The organism is Yersinia sp. 2545 StPb PI (genome assembly GCF_052217125.1).
Classification (GTDB): Bacteria; Pseudomonadota; Gammaproteobacteria; order Enterobacterales; family Enterobacteriaceae; genus Yersinia; species Yersinia enterocolitica_E.
Genome location: NZ_JAZGPY010000001.1, coordinates 4,204,725 through 4,223,308 on the forward strand (window position 1 = coordinate 4,204,725; position 18,584 = coordinate 4,223,308).

The window sequence follows — 18,584 nt, forward strand, 5'->3', positions numbered from 1 at the left end:
CTCCTACCTTCTGGTATTGATGCTAATGCCGCGAAAAAGTGCGGAGACAATTATTGAAATCAATTGTTATGAATAATACATACCAGAGACACTATTACATAGAATCGAAAAATAGCAGTTATCATTAAAACAGGAAATTTATAGTGAAGAGTCTTGCTGCCAATACAGTTTTTTGCCAAAACCAAGGGTATTATTAGTCATCTTGATTTCCAGCAGATTGAGCTGCCAGAGTGGAGCGGATACCACTTTAGCCACCGGAAAGCGGCGGCAGTAGCGCTGGCGGGCGCGGTGTTCCGCATCCCCCGTTAATTCGCTTATCTCTGCGCGGTATTGAATACCTTTAATCAAGGCTACTGTGCGCGGCTGGGTGGCGATGGTGCCGACAACCTGTGGGTTTATCTGCATCAGTTCACCATGTCGGGTGTGCTTTTCTGTCATGATAAATAGCGCCATCTGCGTTTCATCAAATACGTAAAAACAGTTGGCACACCACATATCGATACCACTGCCCGCACACAGCGTCAGTACATGTTGCTGGCGCAGAAAGCGGTTAATACCAAGCAGATCCTCAGGGTTATTCACGTCACTCATTATTCACAACGCCCTCTGGCTTAGAAATAGCCCTGAGTGTACATCAACTTTGCCTCTATTAACTTTGACCCAATTAATTCTGCCACAACAGACGATCACGGGATGTCAGGGTTTCCACCGGGAAGGTGGCAAGCACCGCATGATAGCGTTTGGCGTCCATCGGGTAACCCCGGGCGGCCTGTAATAACAACCGCAATGCACTGTCATAGTCGATGCCACGCAAATCGCGGTAGGGCCACAGCTCCGGTTCAGCAATAAACGGTAGCAGATAGTCAATCCCCTGCTGAACATTGCGGCCATCCTGTATCCACTCCCAGCGATCAATTTCAACATGTTCACCGTAGCGACATAGCAGTAGATGGGCTTCCAAATTGAACAACGAGTAATGGAACGGCACGGTGCGTTCCAGCTCCATCCACTGTTTACCATCTTGGGCAATCTGCGCCGCCAACCGTTGGGTGATACCTTGCTGGATAATGGTGGAAACCAGCCCGCGATCGCCATAAAACATCGCATTGGCCGCGCGCTGTACGTCATACCAGGTGCCGTGGTTGTTGTGCCAGACATACTCTGAATGGCCCACTTCGCTGTGGAACATCCAATGGTTAAAATCACGGAACCATTGCTGTAACACCGCAGTATCCTCGGTATCGAGCAGCTTGGCTGGTGATATCAAGCCGAGAGTATCAATCACCATCCACATCAGGCGGGTATCAATCAGGCCGGTACCACGGCCAGAAACGATACCAGGAATGGCCTGCCCGTAATTAAGATGCGGATTCATACGAGTTTTAGCATCTAAAAACCAGCAACGTATCTGCTCGGCGGCCACCTGTGCATAACGGCTATTCCCGGTAAAATAGTAGGCCAGCCCCAGTGTCAGGCAGCGATCACACATTCGTACGATACGTTGAGTATCAGTATCGTCATTCTGACTCTGCGGGTTGGTATGCCCATCGCGGCGCACATAGGGTAAACCATTAGGCTTGCGCGGATTTGGCCACCAATAAGTACCAAAGCTGTAATAGTCGTGAATATCACCACTGACCGGCAATAACTTTTTATCAGTCACACTTTCCGGTGGCTGATCACGCAATATATCGGCTTCACTTAATAACCGGCGTAATGCCGGTTGTAATGGTGAAAAAGGTTGCTGTAATACCGCTTTCGCCTTGATCAGGCAATCTAGATCCAGCGTATACAATTTTATTGGCGTCATAGACGTTTTCATTGGCGTCATGGGTATTTGCTTCCTTATGTAGCCTGACAAGCAACCCGTAAACCGGTGGCAGCATCAAAAATGTGGATACCGGCAAGCTTAGGTTGCAGATAGACCGTCTCCCCTGCATTCACCGCCAAACGCTGTTTGAAAACCGAGGTAAAGCGGCCACCGCCAGTGCTACAAAATAGCTGCATATCCGAGCCGGTATTCTCAATCGCAGTAATGGTCGCTTTCAGTGCACTGGCACTGTGTGTCGCATCTACCACGTTGACCTGCTCTGGCCGAATGGCGTACACCACGCGCTGCCCGTCGCTCAACTGCAAGCCAACAGGCAATGTCAGCAATGAGCCATCTTCCAGTTGTAGCAGGAATTTATCACCCTGTTGCACCACGGAGCCTTTCAATTGATTGATCTCAGGTGACCCAATAAACCCCGCGACGAACAAATTAGCCGGACGATCATACAAGTCCAATGGCGATCCGACCTGCTCGATGCGCCCTTCGCGCAGTACCACGATCATTTGCCCCATCGTCATCGCTTCTATTTGATCATGGGTGACATAAACAGAGGTGGTTTTCAGCCGCTGATGCAATTCGCGGATCTCACCACGCACCTGAGTACGCAATTTGGCGTCCAGATTCGATAATGGCTCATCAAACAAGAATACCTGTGGGTTACGCACGATAGCCCGCCCCATGGCGACGCGCTGACGCTGACCACCGGACAAATCTTTCGGCAACCGCTCCAAAAGGGCCTGTAAACCCAATAACTCTGCCGTGGTTTCGACTTTGTTATTGATCTCCGCCTTGGACATTTTGGCCATTTTCAGTGCAAAACCCATGTTCTCGCGCACCGTCATCTGTGGATAGAGAGCATAGCTTTGGAACACCATAGCGATATCGCGCATCTTAGGTTCAACGTCGGTGACGTCTTTATCATTAATGCCTACCGTGCCGCCGGAAATCTCTTCCAGCCCAGCAATCATACGCAGTAAGGTGGATTTTCCGCAGCCACTCGGGCCAACTAATACGCAGAACTCACCGTCAGGGATTTCCAGCGATACATCGCGGATCACATGGGTGTCACCGTAAGATTTACAGACATTTTTAAGTACAACCGATCCCATTTTGTTTCTCCCTAACCTTTAACCGCGCCAGACATGATCCCGCGATTGAAATGTTTTTGCAGACCCAGATACACGATGATGCTCGGCAGCATCGCCAATAGGGTGATGGCAATAAAGATATTTGGTGTGATGCTCTCGTCGGTACGTAACGTGCCGAGGATCACCGGAATGGTATTCAAACTGTCCTGATTCACGACAATCAGCGGCAACAGATATTGATCCCAAATCATGATAAATCCGAAGGTAACTACCGTGCCCAAAGCCGGTTTAACCAGTGGCAGGATCACATGGAAGAAAATTTGCCATTCGCTGGCACCATCAATGCGTGCCGCCTCTTCCAACTCTTTTGGGATAGCAGCCATAAACTCAGTCAAAACAAAGATTGAGAAGGCCCAGCCAACCACCGGTAGGATCATGCCCAAATAGCTGTTGTACAACGAGGAATCGATAATTGGCAGTTGCCAGTTAATGATCATATAGAGCGGAATAGCGATCACCTCTTCCGGCAGCATCATGGTCGACAGGATGATCAAGCTGGTCAGAGAGACTCCGACAAACTTTTTACGCGCCAACGCATAAGCCGCCAGTGCACTGACTGACACCTGTAGAACCGTGCCAAAGAACACCACGATGATCGAGTTCAGCAGATATTGCCAGACGCCGATATCCATCCAGGCAAAAATAAAGTTGTCCCACGAGAACTGATTTGGCCATGCCAACAGCTCACCGGGTTTAACTGGCGCACCGCTGAATGCGGTAGCAATAATGCCCCAGTACGGGCCAACAAATACAATCAGTAACAGACCATAAATTATCCAGCGGCCGATACTGTTCCAACTTTTAGTTTTCATGACCAGTCTCCGGCTCGGGTTAGTAACGGGCGATGCGCTTTTTCAATGTGAGGTGACAAATCGTCAATATCACAGTGAACGCGAATAGCAGGAAGGACACCGCAGAGGCATAACCATAATCAAACTGCTCAAAGCCCAGCTTGTAGATATGGGTCATTATCATTTCCGTTGCATTCGATGGACCACCGCCAGTGGTGGCATACACTTCGGCAAACACCCGAAAACCACGGATAAACGACAGCATCAGTACCACTGAAAGTGCTGGGATCATGCCCGGTAAGGTGACGTAACGTAGGCGATTCCACCAGTTGGCACCATCCACATTCGAGGCGTCGTACAAATCACGGCTAATGCCTACCAGCCCGGCAATAAAGATAACCATGTTGTAAGGCACTGCTTTCCAGATATGCAGCATCATTACAGTCCACAGCGCCTGATCGGTATCTGCCAAAAACCCCTGCGCTTCAATGCTGAACCATGACAGAACATGGTTCACCACACCATTACTGGTCGGGTTAAACAGAATTCGCCACATTTCGGCGACGATAGCCGCACTGGTTACCGCCGGCAGGAAAATAGCGGTGCGGATAAAGCGCAGATGCCGTGCCGGGCCTTCCAATAACATGGCTAAAAAGAAGGCGATAAAAGCGGCCACCACCATGGTGACCACCACATATAACAGGGTGTTGAACACCGCAGAGTGCAGCGCTTCATCACCCATCGCGCGGGAGAAGTTGTCAAACCCGACCCACTCATTTGGCTGGTTAAAGTTAACCTTGTAAAAACTCATCACTAGCCCTTGCAGCATCGGAATGAATTTAAACCAGGTGAAGATGACCAGTGCCGGAGCCAGGAACAGCCACGGAACCAGATTACGTTTTAGTCGGGGGGTTAGCGTTATCATGTTTCACTCACAGCCCTAAGACATTCTGTTTAGCCAATTCATCGTTCACTTTCTGATTCACGGCTTTTAATTCAGCAGGGATATCACTGTCACAGTTGGCTAAGATGCGGTTGAAACCTTCAGCAGTGACCTGACGAATAGGCGTCCAGTTAGGCACTTGTGGGATATAGCGGCCATGTTCGGCATATAAGTCAGCAAACATTGCCCAGCGCGGATCGTTATAAACCGCTTTAGTATCAACTTGCTTATTAATCGACAAGCGCACGACCGGCATATTGTTGCTGCCCATTCCCATGCCGATTTGTTGCCCTTCAGGTGAGATCATGAATTCTATGAATTTCTGAGCGGCTTCTTTTTTCTGACTGCTTTTCATCAAAAATACGGTGGTGCCTTCAGCCAGTGTTGCCTGCCCTTTTGCTCCGGCCGGCGGTGGGATCACTTCAAAAGCCTCTTTACCGGGATCTTTATCAAACAAAGCAATGTGATATGGGCCGGAGAAGAACATGCCGCTTTGACCGGAACGGAATGATGGAATGGCATCTGCGGTAGTGGCATTGATAGCCCCCGGCTGTACCGTTTTGTCACATACCATGCCACGCATGAAACTCAGCGTTTCAGTCGCTGCTGGCTCTTCCAACGATGCTTTAAATTTACCTTCACTGGTTGGGCGAATAAAATCACCGCCGGCCTGCCAAAGATAAGAACTGATAAACCAACTGGCGTAACCACGGGTGGTTGAAGCCGGTAGAATAAAGCCATAGGTATCGTTCTTACCGTTGCCGTCCGGGTCATTAAAAGTAAACGCCTTCGCTAATGTACTGATATCCTGCCAGTTTTTAGGCTGTTCTAATCCCAGTTTCTCTCGCCAGTCTTTACGTACAAACAGGGCGAAGGTCTGAGCTGAAGTAGGCACCCCATAATATTTACCATCAATATATTGGGCACTTTTCCAGGCGGTATCGAAGATATCTTCTCCGCCAATGATATTTTTCGGTTCAATCGGTTCGACAATACCAAGCTGGACAAACTGCCCAATAGCCACGGCATCGTTGAAAATCAGGTCCGGCAGCGCATTACCCGCTGCGGCCCGTGCCAGACGCTGTTCAAAATCAGTCGTCGCATTGAAATATTCAATCTTGATACCGGTTTTCTTCTCAAAAGTGTCGGCTTCTTTTTTATAAATATTCTTGGAATCATTACTGGCGCGGATCCACACTTGCAATGTTTCTGCAGCGTGAAGAGAAGGGATCCCCATGGCTAAATAAGTTAATAACAGCAAGGATTTTATTTTTACTTGTGACATTATCATTTTTGTCTTCATCTCATCGCCTCGTTGAAATCTAATTTTTATGAATTTACCCAGAAGATTAAATAACAGAATAAAATCACGAAACACTCGATAACATTAGAACCCAGAGAAAAACAAAAAACTACACCATAAAAAACAAAACTTAATTCCATTTAAATATTTCTGCTTGAGATCACATTAAAAAAATCAACAAAAAATGAATAAAAACAAATTAAATCATATAAAACAATAAATTAAAACCTTCATTTTAAAAATTAAAAAAACCAAGCAATTATTAAAATTGGCTAAAAAACGTCTAAAACTAAGATTTAATTTGATATTCATCACAATTTAAATTATTTATTTACAGATAATTTATAATATAGACTTGGATCACAAAAGCCAAAAAACTTTCCCATAGAATTCAAATCCATCTGAAATTAAACAGTGTTATTTTTTATTTAAAGAGTGCCAATACATTTAATTACTTTATTTTAATAAGGTTAAATTTCTATTTTAAAACAATAAGGAAAGCAATTAAAGCAATCAGAATTATTTATTTTTAATAATGTAAATCATAAAGAAAAAGGAGAGTAGTGATGAAAATTTCAGGTAATAAAAACCTATTACTGGCTATGCTTTTGGGGTCTTCCCCTTTTATTTATGCTGCGGAAAGCTACCCATTACTATTAAAAATGGATGATATAAACTACAGCATCGCTCAGGTTAAACAAAACAATCCGTTATATGAAAAATCGTATAAGAATCTGATAGATAAGGCAGATAAAGCACTAAAAAAACCACTGTACTCCGTTATGGATAAAAGTCTGTCGGCCGCCAGTGGCGATAAACACGACTATTACAGCTTCCCGCCTTATTGGTGGCCAGACCCAAGCAAGAAAGACGGCATGCCTTATTTGCGTAAAGACGGCGAAACAAATCCAGACGCCAATAGTGACGCCACCGATAAAAAACGCATGAACAGCCTAAGCGAAGATGTCTATTATTTGGCATTGGCTTATAGCTTTACCGGTAAGCCCGAGTACGCCGAGAAAGCACGGGATCAATTGGCTAACTGGTTTGTCAATCCAAACACCCGAATGAACCCGAATCTACAATATGCCCAAGCCATTCCGGGTATCAATGAAGGGCGCGGGATTGGTTTGATCGATAGCCGGGCACTGGTCGATGTGATTGATGCTGTCGAATTGATAAGACCAGCCAATGTACTTAATGATACCGACTATCAAGCAATCAAACTTTGGTATAAAGACTTTTACCAATGGATGACTACCAGCCAGAACGGTTTCGAAGAAGACAATTGGCATAATAATCACGGCACCTATTTTGATATGCAGGCCGCCTCCTTTGCTCTATTTAGCGACCAAAAAGCCGCCGCTCAAAAGCGCCTGGAGATAACTCAACTCCGTCGAATCCCCTCGCATTTTGATATGCAGGGCCGACAAAATGCCGAGTTGGAACGTACTCGTCCTTGGCATTACAGTAATTTTCATTTAGAAGCCTACAACAAGCTAGGCCGGTTGGGTGAGGTTGCAGACAAAGATATCTGGAACTTTTCTCTGGACGAGCACAGCCTGAAAAAAGGCTATCAATATGTGGCAGGTTTTATCAATAGCGACCAAGCCTGGCCGTATAAAGACTTGGATGGCCTACAAGATAAGAAAGCCTTGATCAATATGATAACCGCCGCCCGAGCTTACCCTGCTGACGGTGAGTTCCAGCAGAAAGCACAATATCTGATAGCAAAATACCCAGATGCCGTCGAAATCCTGCTTTATCCGATCACACAACCCCTGATCGCGCAAAAATAACTCTCGTCGAGGACACACCAGATATGAAGCAGTTTACGGATCGGCAGATGGCTAAAATCCGCCAGCGGGTTGTACGACAACAGGGAAATAGAGTGCAACAGCCGGAGATTATTGCCACGCTGATTGCGGATAATCGGGTGGTTTTGGACTCGGCAACACGGGTTCCTGCCACCGGTATCGCCACCTGGAATCATTACTATTATTGCCCGGATCACGGTGTGCGGCTGGAGTGGGATCGCGACTCACCCACTCAGCATCGTTGCCCGGTTGACTCTCAGTTATTCAGTGGCGAACCCTATGACGGTGCCTGGTGGCGGGCGCTTAATGGCCTGAATGCCAAAGCCTGTAATCAGCTAGGTCTGCTTTGGCAGTTAACTGGGGAGGTGTGTTACTTCAATAAAGTGCGGGACATTCTGATTAATTATGCCCGTCACTACCCTGATTATGAAGTTCACGGCGGTATTCCGTACAACGGGCCGGGTAAGGCCAATGCACAAACCCTGTGTGAGGCCAATTGCCTGCTCGATTTTGCTTTGGGTTATGATTTTATCTCCGATGCCCTCAGTCAGGAGCAGCGCGACTGCATCGCCGGGCGTTTATTGCGCGAAGGCGCAGATTTCCTGATGCAACACCGTACCCGCCAATTACATAACCATGAAGTTAAAATCAGCAGTGCGATCGCCGTGATCGGCCTGATTCTGGCAGAAGAGCACTATATTGAGTTTGCCGTCAACGCAGATTATGGCCTGCGTTATCAGTTGGAGCATGGGCTGTTCAGTGAAGGATTGTGGTTTGAAGGCTCAGTGCATTATCACTTTTATGCACTGCAAGGCTTCTGGTCATTTGAAAAGCTGGCTGCAGGTAGCCGCTATAGCCTACTTGCCCTGCCCTATTACCGCAATATGCTCAGTTTCCCGCTTCAACTGTTAATGCCAGACGGGACATTTCCACGAATTAACGATTGCACCGCTGGGCAAGAGCAGCTCAACCACGCTCATTTATATGAATTTGCTTTTAAAACTTATGGCAATGATGAGTATGCCGCTGCCTTGCAACATATTTATCGCCAACAGCCGCGCTTAAATCTGGATGCCCTGCTGTACGGTGTTGAAGAATTGCCACCACAAATGATTGATGTCATACCGACAGACACACTGCATGCACCGGATTGCGGGCTAACAATTTTACGTCAGCCACAAGCAGGGCGCGCTTTGCTGGTAAAACACAGCCCATATGGTGGTGAACATGATCATTATGATCGGCTAAATTTAATTCTGTTTGAGCAAGGGCACGAGATCCTGCCGGATTTAGGCACCACGGGTTACGGTGCGCAACTGCATTATGGCTACTACAAAAATAGTGCAACTCACAATACGCTCAGTATTAACCAAACAAATCAACCGCCAGCAGTGCCGGTTATCCATCACTGGCATCAATCGGCTAACTTTAGTTGGCTGGATACAGAGGTTGATTGGGGAGAAACAGCACCCGAGTTGGATAGCCATACCCGGATTCAGTGGGACAGCGAATCCTATCGCGACGTAAAATTCCGTCGCCGTATTTTGTGGCTGGAAGATGCCATCATTGATATCAGTAATATCGCTAATCCACATCAACAACAATGGGATTGGACACTGCATATCGACGGAGTAGCAACAGAATTGATGGGTGAGAATTCAGTCTTCAATGACAGTGGCCCCATGCACTATTTGCATCAGGTTACTGCCCAGCCACTCAATGGTGTTATCCAGTGTTGCTATCAAACAGCAGCACACCCGCTATCACTTTGGCTGGCGGCCGATGCCACACTATTCCAAGGACTGGCACCGGCAAATCCGTCAGTACGTGATATCAGCTACCTGATTTTGCGTAATCGTCAACCGGAGGCTCAGGTGACATGTGTTTTTGATATGAACACCCATGATCCGTTACTGCACCTCCAGGTAGAGAATGATGGGCAGATATTGTCGCTCAAATTGACCCGTCAACAGCAGGTTATACAGATAAAAATCCCCGCTACCCGCACCGACCTACCGCTATTCAGTTAAACTTATTCGTGTCGGGGCAGCCATTGCCCCTCCTTCCCCATACTTATCTCTGAGCAGGGGATCATTGCCAGCATATCCTTCCTAATAATAGAGTCTTAGCCGAGAAACAGCCTAATAACGTGATTTAGCTAACATTTACCGCATAAGGTACATATGAATTTATATGCAGATTTTACGTATAAATTTGGATGTAACAAATAATTATGGATTAACAAATAAAATACAAAAACTATTAAGAACCCGCTCTCATTGCTAATATTGGATAATAATAAGCCTGCCAATGTATCCGTCGTGTTAAATATAACCTTACTGTTTTGCATAACATACAGTACAGTTTTGAATAAACAACGTTTAAAATGAATAAAATCGATAATTTATTCATTTTTTAGTCATATCACCTTTTAAAATCGGTAGAAAACATGATTTGAGTCACAGAATGAATAAGTGTTATGACTAAAATAGCCACCATCAGTTCATTGCTCGTAAACCTTGATTAAAAAATAGAGACCTTACGTAAATGGAAAATAACAACAAAAAAATGGCGCATATAAGGCGAACAACGCATTTAATGATGCCGGCACATCGTAGTTATTTTAACTTTTCTTATTATCACTATAGATAACATCCTCCCTGCGATGACATCCACTTTTATTGGATAGTCATTGTCTATGCACAATATTTAACAAATGCGAAAAGTGTTTACGACCTTTACGTTGAGTTAACTATTGTCTGCTTTCTCCGAAGAGACTAACACTCGGTTATATTTATACGTTTATCTGATTGTGGGTTTTTATTAACCAATCGATACTCAGCCTGTGTTATTCATCTTTCAGCAGAAACATAGCTATCCTGTAAAATTTACTGTCACCTTTGTCATTAATGCTAAATGACCAGAGGATCACTGCGTCTGAAATTCAGTCACGGTGTTACGCAGAAAGCAGCCAAGACTATTAATGAATATTATTTCATTGATATGGACTGCTATACCAAAAATTTAATGGAAATTAACTTAAATAAACCAACAAATAATGTAGGCGTAATTGTCACAGGCAATTTTAGTGCGACCAGCGCATGGAAACCGGAGCGTACACCATGACCTTATAAATCATGGCTACGTGAGGATTTCGAGCACTGCTCAACCTCAAAGTGACAAGTAAAATAGCCTCTTAAAATAAAAGAGAATTTATGATGAAAAAATTAAATATCGCGGCAAGTTTATCGGCAATACCTTGCTTTGAATCACAGCGCGAAGTCGTAGATGTTTTACATACCGATTTTACTGATATTGCAGCCGTGGTACTTTCAGTTCAGGACATTAATAATGGTGTAATTGATAGCATTCATGAGTTGGGTTTAGAGATTCCAATTTTTGCCGCTGTTTGCTGTGAAGAAGAGTTGAATACCGATGTATTACCCTCTTTAAATGGGGTATTTGAACTGTGTGGTGACAATACTGATTTTTATGGTAAACAACTGGAATCAGCCGCAGAAAAATATGAAAAAGAGCTGCTACCACCGTTCTTTAGTACATTAAAGAAATACGTGGAGATGGGTAATTCTACCTTTGCTTGCCCTGGTCATCAGGGTGGTCAATTCTTCCGTAAACACCCAGCGGGCCGCCAATTTTTTGACTTCTACGGCGAAACTATTTTCCGCTCTGATATGTGTAATGCCGACGTAAAATTAGGTGATTTGCTTATTCATGAAGGCGCACCTTGTGATGCTCAAAAACATGCAGCAAAAGTATTTAACGCCGATAAAACTTATTTCGTACTGAACGGTACTTCTGCTTCTAATAAAGTCGCTACCAATGCGCTGTTAGCGCGTGGTGACCTGGTGCTGTTTGACCGTAATAACCATAAATCCAACCATCATGGTGCGCTGATTCAGGCCGGTGCAACACCGGTATATCTGGAAACTGCCCGTAACCCATTTGGCTTTATTGGTGGTATTGATGCCCACTGTTTTGAAGAAAAATACCTGCGTGAACAAATCCGTAGCGTAGCACCTGATCGTGCTAACGAAGCGCGCCCATTCCGTCTGGCTATCATCCAACTGGGTACTTATGACGGCACCATCTATAACGCTCGTCAGGTTGTGGATAAAATTGGCCACCTTTGTGACTATATTCTGTTCGACTCTGCTTGGGTAGGTTACGAACAATTCATTCCAATGATGAAAGATTGTTCACCATTATTACTTGAACTGAATGAAAATGATCCGGGCATTATCGTTACTCAATCAGTACATAAACAACAAGCTGGTTTCTCACAAACATCGCAGATTCATAAAAAAGATAAACATATTAAAGGTCAGGATCGTTACTGCAATCATAAACGCTTTAATAACGCCTTTATGCTACACGCCTCCACCAGCCCATTCTATCCATTGTTTGCTGCTTTAGATGTTAACGCAAAAATGCATGAAGGCAAAAGTGGTCAACGCATGTGGCTTGATTGTGTTAAGACCGGTATTGAAGCACGTAAAATGATCTTGAATACCTGTAATATGATTAAGCCTTTTGTACCGGTAGAAGTTGATGGCAAACTGTGGCAGCAATATGACACCGATGCCATGGCACAAGACTTACGCTTCTTTAACTTTATTCCTGGCGAAAAATGGCATGCATTTGAAGGTTATGAAGAGTCACAATATTTTGTTGACCCATGCAAACTATTATTAACCACTCCGGGTATTGATACTAATACTGGTGAATATACAGCATCAGGGATCCCAGCAACCATTCTGGCTAACTTCCTGCGCGAAAATGGTATCGTGCCAGAAAAATGTGACCTCAACTCGATCCTATTCTTATTAACGCCAGCAGAAGACTTGGCGAAAATGCAGCACCTGGTCGCACAAATTGCCCGTTTTGAACGTTTCATCGAAGAAGATGCAATGTTAAGCGATGTATTACCTACTGTGTATCGTAATAATGAAACACGTTACAAAGGTTATACTATTGGCAAATTATGTCAGGAAATGCATGACCTTTATGTCAGCTATGATGTTAAACAGCTACAGAAAGAGATGTTCCGCAAGCAGTATTTCCCTAAAGTTATGATGAATCCACAGGATGCCAATATTGAATTCGTCCGTGGTCATGCCGAATTAGTACCATTGTGTAAAGCCGAAGGTCGAATTGCTGCTGAAGGTGCGCTTCCTTACCCACCGGGAGTATTGTGTGTAGTCCCTGGTGAAGTTTGGGGGGGTGCTGCACAGCGTTATTTCCTGGCATTAGAAGAAAGTATTAATTTACTACCAGGGTTTGCGCCTGAGTTACAAGGCGTTTATTTACAAGTCGACGAAGATGGTTGGAACCGTGCATACGGTTATATGATGAAGCAATAAGTTAACAATAATAAATTTATACCCAATTTAGTTGGCGTTACAGCCTGGCGGCAAACGAAATAATCCCGAATAACTGGTTAACATTAAGTGATTCGGGTGACAACTCTATTTGCGTGGTCCAAGTAGGATGGACCGAGTAATGATAATCGCCAACAAGGCTATAATTTCAAATAAAAAGGGATTTGACGACACCAATAACTCAAACCTGCGGGAATAAATTATTCCTGCAGTCTCTGAAATTAAAAAAGAGATAATAAAAATGAGTAAAACAAATAATAAGATGGGAGTAGTACAGCTAACAATTCTAACCGCCGTCAATATGATGGGGTCAGGAATAATTATGCTGCCAACCAAACTCGCCGAAGTCGGGACAATCTCTATCGTCTCATGGTTAGTCACCGCAATAGGTTCAATGGCACTGGCCTATGCCTTCGCCCAATGTGGGATGTTCAGCCGTAAATCCGGTGGTATGGGCGGCTATGCTGAATATGCGTTCGGCAAATCTGGCAACTTTATGGCGAACTACACCTATGGTGCTTCACTGTTGATTGCCAATATCGCCATTGCAATCTCAGCAGTAGGTTACGGCACTGAATTGTTGGGAGCGACACTAACACCACTGGGTATTTGTATTGCAACCATTGGCGTACTGTGGCTGGCAACGGTTGCTAACTTTGGTGGCGCGCGCATTACCGGGCAGATCAGTAGTGTTACTATCTGGGGGGTTATTATCCCAGTGGTCGGTATCTCAATCGTTGGTTGGTTCTGGTTTAGTGGTTCAGCCTATATGGCGGCCTGGAACCCACATGCAGTTCCCACTTTTGAAGCCATCGGCTCTTCTATCTCAATGACGCTGTGGGCCTTCCTTGGTCTGGAATCTGCTTGTGCCAATACTGATGCTGTCGAAAACCCTGAACGTAACGTTCCGATCGCCGTACTCGGTGGGACTTTAGGTGCAGCGGTTATCTATATCATCTCAACCAACGTGATTGCCGGTATCGTACCAAATATGGATTTGGCTAACTCTACAGCGCCGTTTGGCCTGGCGTTCGCTTATATGTTCACCCCTGCGGTCGGTAAAATCATCATGGCATTGATGATCATGTCCTGCGTGGGTTCATTACTGGGTTGGCAGTTCACCATCGCTCAGGTATTCAAATCCTCTGCTGATGAAGGCTTCTTCCCGAAAATTTTCTCAAAAGTCAGTAAAGCCGATGCACCCATCAAAGGGATGCTGACCATTGTTGTCATCCAGAGTGTGCTGTCCCTGATGACCATTAGCCCGTCACTGAACAAACAGTTCAACGTGCTGGTCAATCTGGCGGTAGTCACCAATATTATCCCTTATATTCTGTCGATGGCAGCGCTGGTCATTATCCAGAAAACCGCCAATGTGCCACCAGCCAAAGCGCGTAAAGCCAATATCATTGCCTTCATTGGTGCGATGTATAGCTTCTATGCGCTTTACAGCTCAGGGCAAGAAGCCATGACATGGGGTGCGATTGTTACCTTCCTTGGTTGGACACTGTACGGTTTGGTTTCACCACGCTTTGAGTTTGCAGCAAAAACCAAATAACTAGCCATAACCCTGCGGGTGGAAGGTCACTTCCCCCGCATATTTAACCAATCAGGTGCCAGTCGATAAAAAAATCAGGATACCGCAGCTGATTCCGGTAATAATGTTCCGCACCGCTACCCCCGGACTGGAATAAAATTATGTCGGACAGCCTATGGTATCTCTATCTACTGCGCACCCCCACTGGCATGCTCTATACCGGTATCACCACAGATGTAACACGGCGATTGGCCCAACATCAGGTAGGGAAAGGCGCGAAAGCGCTGCGAGGGAAAGGTGAGTTAACCTTGGTATTTCAGTGTGAGGCAGGGGATAGATCGACAGCATTGAAGTTAGAATATCGGGTGAAGCAACTCAATAAGCAGCAAAAAGAAAAGCTGGTAATTAGCCAGCCTTCTTCGTTGCTATCGTTACCTGGCGTTAAAAGCGATTAAACGGGGCAGAGAACACCACTTCACCATCAGCACCCGCCAGTGCATCTTCCGCCAACGCATAAACCTGAAAAGCCTCTTCAGTACTGGGCCAACGGCAGGTCAATTGATGACGAGCCGCTGGTACAAAACCGAAACGCTGATAATAGGCTGGAGAGCCTAGCACCACGACAGCGGCATAGCCAAACTCATTCAGAGAGTCTAGCCCTTCGTAGACCAGTTTTTCAGCCAAACCCTGGCGGCGCAACCCCTCCTCCACGGCCAGTGGTGCCAGTGCGACCCATTGACGGTCTTCACCCCCCACCTCAACCGGGCTGAATGCAGCATAACCAACCACACCGCCTTCATCGTCAGTTGCCACGATACCCAACGTCAATAAGCCATCTTCACGCAGTTGCTGTACCAGCTCGGCTTCTGCATCTTGCTTGAAGGCTTGACGCAACAGGGCGTCGATCCCCGGCGCATCCACCGGAATTTCAACCCGGATCAGCACGATGCTAATGTACGGGAAGCACTCGCCGCACCCTCTTGCTGACCTGCCTCGATAAATTCAGCCAGTTGTTGCAGGCCAACACGCAGTAGTGTTGGCATGGACTCCAACTCAATGGCATCCATTAGATTTTTGACATACAGACCCAATTCGGTATCCCCTTCAATTCGTAACCGGCGCTGGAAAAACAGCGTATCCGGATCTTCTTTACGGGCAGCGATCAAAATTAGATCGTTGGCATCACCGCTAAAGCTCACATCAGCTTCAGCCTGTTGGCTTACGACCAGCCTACCGTGTTCTACTGTCATAAACCATTGCAATGCGAGGTCTCGCACTTCAATTTTTAACCAGCGGGAGTCCAAAAATTCCAGTTCTCCGTCCAGCAGAGCCTGACGAAGTTGCCACCCCAGCACTTGCTCTATTACCTGACGTTTTAAGGCAAAGGGGGTCAATTTTAACGGACCCCGCAGTAGCGCCGGCCCTTGACGCACCAGACGTGCTCGTAGTTCTCCCAACACAGGCAGACTCCTTTTTGGTGATATCCCCTTTGTACTTGAAGCCGCAGGGGTGTTGGCTACCTGCAATTCCAATTACTTTGGGTATCAATCTGCATAAAATAAAGTTCTATTTTGCCACATTAGCAAAACCGGAAAGCGCGTTATATCGATAAATTTTGCACCAAGTTATCGCTGAAAGTATTGCTAAATATCAGAAGAATGACACCAATGCCAAAGAAACTGCCTTAAATCAAGGTCCGGGTGGAGCAGGTTAACTAGAATCGCCACTCGATAAAATTTTCATCGCCACGAATATCATCTTCGGATGGGGAACAATAATTGCCAGCGGTAACCTCAGCAAGGCGAGCCGTTGACTCATTCAGGAAAACTCTATGGAGCTGCTTTGTCCTGCCGGCAACTTACCCGCATTAAAGGCCGCCATCGATAATGGTGCCGACGCGGTTTATATTGGCTTGAAAGATGATACCAACGCCCGCCATTTCGCTGGCCTCAATTTCACCGATAAAAAGTTGCAGGAAGCGGTCAATTACGTTCATAGCCGCAAACGTAAACTGCATATCGCCATTAACACCTTCGCCCACCCTGACGGTTATTCCCGCTGGCAGCGGGCGGTGGATATGGCGGCACAGCTTGGGGCGGATGCCCTGATCCTGGCTGATTTGGCCATGCTGGAATATGCCGCCGAACGTTACCCGGAGGTTGAGCGCCATGTATCGGTACAGGCGTCGGCTACCAATGATGAAGCTATCCGCTTTTATCAACGTCATTTCGATGTGGCGCGAGTGGTTTTACCACGCGTACTGTCAATGCATCAGGTGAAACAACTGTCGCGTACCAGCCCGGTGCCACTGGAGGTATTTGCCTTTGGCAGCTTATGCATTATGGCTGAAGGGCGTTGCTACCTTTCTTCCTATTTGACCGGTGAATCACCCAATACGGTCGGAGCCTGCTCTCCAGCGCGCTTTGTTCGCTGGCAGCAAACCCCACAGGGGATGGAGTCTCGCCTTAATGAAGTGCTGATCGACCGTTATGAAGATAATGAGAATGCCGGTTATCCCACCCTGTGCAAAGGCCGTTATCGGGTGGACGGTCAGCGCTATCATGCGTTGGAAGAGCCAACCAGTTTGAATACGCTTGAGTTATTACCGGAGCTGTTTGCTGCCAACATTGCGTCAGTGAAAATTGAAGGCCGCCAACGCAGTCCAGCTTATGTCAGCCAGGTTGCCAAGGTCTGGCGACAGGCGATTGACCGCTATCAGGCCAACCCCTCGCAGTTTGTCGCCAAAGCGGAATGGATGGAACAACTGGGCGCAATGTCCGAAGGTACTCAAACTACATTGGGTGCTTATCATCGTAAGTGGCAGTAGCCGGAGGAAACATGAAGTACGCCTTAGGCGCAGTACTCTATTACTGGCCAAAAACTGATATCGAAACCTTTTACCAGGCTGCGGCCAACAGCAGCGCCGACATTATTTATCTCGGTGAGAATGTCTGTACCAAACGCCGTGAAATGAAGGTGGGTGACTGGTTGGCACTAGCTAAAGAAGTGGCTGCCAGTGGCAAACAGGTGGTAATTTCCACACTGGCGCTGCTGCAAGCACCGTCAGAGTTGAATGAATTAAAACGTTATGTGGAAAACGGTGAGTTTTTGCTGGAAGCCAATGACCTGGGGGCGGTGAATATGGCCGCTGAACGTGGCTTACCCTTTGTTGCCGGCCATGCCCTGAATTGCTACAACGCTTATACTCTGCGAATTTTACACCGTCAGGGCATGATGCGTTGGTGTATGCCGGTTGAGCTATCACGTGACTGGCTGGTTAATGTGCTGCAACAGTGCGAAGAGCTGGGGTTCCGCAATCAGTTTGAGGTAGAAGTATTGAGCTACGGCCACCTGCCGCTGGCTTATTCTGCCCGTTGCTTCACCGCGCGCTCAGAAGACCGAGCCAAAGATGAGTGTGAAACCTGCTGCATCAACTACCCACAAGGGCGGCCGGTATTATCACAAGAAGACCAACAGGTATTCATCCTAAACGGTATTCAAACCCAAAGTGGCTACTGCTATAACCTCGGTAATGAACTGATTTCCATGCAAGGATTAGTGGATATCGTGCGACTCTCTCCGCAAGGTCTAGATACGCTGACAGTTATCGAGCAGTTCCGGGCTAATGAGCAGGGATTGAGCCCACTCATCTTGACCGATAAAGCCGACTGTAACGGCTACTGGCGGCGTCTCGCGGGGCTGGAATTGGTGTCATAAGAACCCATCGGGCGTAGCACTACGCCCGTATCACTCTATGCGCAGGCATTCTTACCCAGTCACTCGATATAGCTACTACCACGAATCGTAGGGTCCAT

The 18,584-nt window shown here is 46.4% G+C and carries 16 protein-coding genes; 8 read left to right on the forward strand and 8 right to left on the reverse strand.

Features of this window, described 5'->3' with window-relative positions; all coding sequences use genetic code 11:
- Nucleotides 1-138: 138 nt before the first annotated feature.
- The 6 genes from V1955_RS19525 to V1955_RS19550 form a co-directional block, all read right to left on the reverse strand.
- Complete coding sequence (locus tag V1955_RS19525; protein ID WP_193784741.1) at nt 139-591, reverse strand: YhbP family protein; 453 nt, start codon at nt 589-591, stop codon at nt 139-141.
- 73 nt (nt 592-664) lie between these two features.
- Entirely contained in the window at nt 665-1,831 is a 1,167-nt protein-coding gene (locus V1955_RS19530) for an alginate lyase family protein (RefSeq protein ID WP_083160868.1), read from the reverse strand.
- 14 nt (nt 1,832-1,845) lie between these two features.
- Nucleotides 1,846-2,940 carry an ABC transporter ATP-binding protein gene (locus tag V1955_RS19535; RefSeq protein ID WP_050312219.1) on the reverse strand — a complete coding sequence of 365 codons (1,095 nt, stop codon included), beginning with the start codon at nt 2,938-2,940 and terminating at the stop codon, nt 1,846-1,848.
- An 11-nt stretch (nt 2,941-2,951) separates the two neighbouring features.
- Nucleotides 2,952-3,791: a carbohydrate ABC transporter permease gene (locus tag V1955_RS19540; protein ID WP_083160870.1), complete on the reverse strand. Its 840-nt coding sequence runs from the start codon at nt 3,789-3,791 to the stop codon at nt 2,952-2,954.
- Between the two features lie 19 nt (nt 3,792-3,810).
- Nucleotides 3,811-4,695: a carbohydrate ABC transporter permease gene (locus tag V1955_RS19545; RefSeq protein WP_083160872.1), complete on the reverse strand. Its 885-nt coding sequence runs from the start codon at nt 4,693-4,695 to the stop codon at nt 3,811-3,813.
- A 7-nt stretch (nt 4,696-4,702) separates the two neighbouring features.
- The gene (locus V1955_RS19550; RefSeq protein WP_083160874.1) at nt 4,703-6,016 is read right to left on the reverse strand and encodes an ABC transporter substrate-binding protein; all 1,314 of its coding nucleotides are present in this window, start codon (nt 6,014-6,016) and stop codon (nt 4,703-4,705) included.
- A 563-nt stretch (nt 6,017-6,579) separates the two neighbouring features.
- Between V1955_RS19550 and V1955_RS19555 the strand changes: the two genes are divergently transcribed.
- From V1955_RS19555 to V1955_RS19580, 6 genes are all read left to right on the forward strand, one after another.
- Entirely contained in the window at nt 6,580-7,815 is a 1,236-nt protein-coding gene (locus V1955_RS19555) for an alginate lyase family protein (protein ID WP_193784742.1), read from the forward strand.
- Between the two features lie 23 nt (nt 7,816-7,838).
- Nucleotides 7,839-9,863, forward strand: a complete 2,025-nt coding sequence (locus tag V1955_RS19560) for a heparinase II/III domain-containing protein (protein ID WP_083160878.1) — start codon at nt 7,839-7,841, stop codon at nt 9,861-9,863.
- Between the two features lie 538 nt (nt 9,864-10,401).
- Nucleotides 10,402-10,485 carry a leader peptide SpeFL gene (gene speFL, locus V1955_RS19565; protein ID WP_223300551.1) on the forward strand — a complete coding sequence of 28 codons (84 nt, stop codon included), beginning with the start codon at nt 10,402-10,404 and terminating at the stop codon, nt 10,483-10,485.
- A 566-nt stretch (nt 10,486-11,051) separates the two neighbouring features.
- Nucleotides 11,052-13,214, forward strand: a complete 2,163-nt coding sequence (gene speF, locus V1955_RS19570; RefSeq protein WP_372569846.1) for an ornithine decarboxylase SpeF — start codon at nt 11,052-11,054, stop codon at nt 13,212-13,214.
- A gap of 259 nt (nt 13,215-13,473) precedes the next feature.
- On the forward strand, nt 13,474-14,790 hold the full coding sequence (gene potE / locus V1955_RS19575; protein ID WP_102970482.1) for a putrescine-ornithine antiporter: 1,317 nt from the start codon (nt 13,474-13,476) through the stop codon (nt 14,788-14,790).
- 140 nt (nt 14,791-14,930) lie between these two features.
- Complete coding sequence (locus V1955_RS19580; RefSeq protein WP_083160882.1) at nt 14,931-15,224, forward strand: GIY-YIG nuclease family protein; 294 nt, start codon at nt 14,931-14,933, stop codon at nt 15,222-15,224.
- Here the strand turns inward: V1955_RS19580 and V1955_RS19585 are convergent.
- Nucleotides 15,211-15,714 carry a GNAT family N-acetyltransferase gene (locus V1955_RS19585; protein WP_083160884.1) on the reverse strand — a complete coding sequence of 168 codons (504 nt, stop codon included), beginning with the start codon at nt 15,712-15,714 and terminating at the stop codon, nt 15,211-15,213. The genes V1955_RS19580 and V1955_RS19585 overlap by 14 nt on opposite strands.
- The gene (ubiT, locus tag V1955_RS19590) at nt 15,708-16,229 is read right to left on the reverse strand and encodes a ubiquinone anaerobic biosynthesis accessory factor UbiT (RefSeq protein ID WP_083160886.1); all 522 of its coding nucleotides are present in this window, start codon (nt 16,227-16,229) and stop codon (nt 15,708-15,710) included. Before ubiT ends, V1955_RS19585 begins: the two co-directional genes overlap by 7 nt.
- Nucleotides 16,230-16,600: 371 nt before the next feature.
- Between ubiT and ubiU the strand changes: the two genes are divergently transcribed.
- Together ubiU and V1955_RS19600 are read left to right on the forward strand one after the other, a co-directional pair.
- Nucleotides 16,601-17,596, forward strand: coding sequence for a ubiquinone anaerobic biosynthesis protein UbiU (ubiU, locus tag V1955_RS19595; protein WP_083160887.1), 996 nt, complete (start codon nt 16,601-16,603; stop codon nt 17,594-17,596).
- An 11-nt stretch (nt 17,597-17,607) separates the two neighbouring features.
- A complete protein-coding gene (locus tag V1955_RS19600) occupies nt 17,608-18,486 on the forward strand; it encodes a U32 family peptidase (RefSeq protein WP_083160888.1) in 879 nt (292 codons plus the stop codon).
- The last annotated feature ends 98 nt before the right edge of the window (nt 18,487-18,584 follow it).

Bases quoted from the DNA above. Each gene is read 5' to 3' on its own strand.
- V1955_RS19560 (WP_083160878.1), top strand. From the start codon at position 7,839: ATGAAGCAGTTTACGGATCGGCAGATGGCTAAAATCCGCCAGCGGGTT.
- speF (WP_372569846.1), top strand. From the start codon at position 11,052: ATGAAAAAATTAAATATCGCGGCAAGTTTATCGGCAATACCTTGCTTT.
- V1955_RS19540 (WP_083160870.1), bottom strand. From the start codon at position 3,791: ATGAAAACTAAAAGTTGGAACAGTATCGGCCGCTGGATAATTTATGGT.
- V1955_RS19600 (WP_083160888.1), top strand. From the start codon at position 17,608: ATGAAGTACGCCTTAGGCGCAGTACTCTATTACTGGCCAAAAACTGAT.
- V1955_RS19530 (WP_083160868.1), bottom strand. From the start codon at position 1,831: ATGACGCCAATGAAAACGTCTATGACGCCAATAAAATTGTATACGCTG.
- V1955_RS19535 (WP_050312219.1), bottom strand. From the start codon at position 2,940: ATGGGATCGGTTGTACTTAAAAATGTCTGTAAATCTTACGGTGACACC.
- potE (WP_102970482.1), top strand. From the start codon at position 13,474: ATGAGTAAAACAAATAATAAGATGGGAGTAGTACAGCTAACAATTCTA.
- V1955_RS19580 (WP_083160882.1), top strand. From the start codon at position 14,931: ATGTCGGACAGCCTATGGTATCTCTATCTACTGCGCACCCCCACTGGC.
- speFL (WP_223300551.1), top strand. From the start codon at position 10,402: ATGGCGCATATAAGGCGAACAACGCATTTAATGATGCCGGCACATCGT.
- V1955_RS19545 (WP_083160872.1), bottom strand. From the start codon at position 4,695: ATGATAACGCTAACCCCCCGACTAAAACGTAATCTGGTTCCGTGGCTG.
- ubiU (WP_083160887.1), top strand. From the start codon at position 16,601: ATGGAGCTGCTTTGTCCTGCCGGCAACTTACCCGCATTAAAGGCCGCC.
- V1955_RS19550 (WP_083160874.1), bottom strand. From the start codon at position 6,016: ATGAAGACAAAAATGATAATGTCACAAGTAAAAATAAAATCCTTGCTG.
- V1955_RS19525 (WP_193784741.1), bottom strand. From the start codon at position 591: ATGAGTGACGTGAATAACCCTGAGGATCTGCTTGGTATTAACCGCTTT.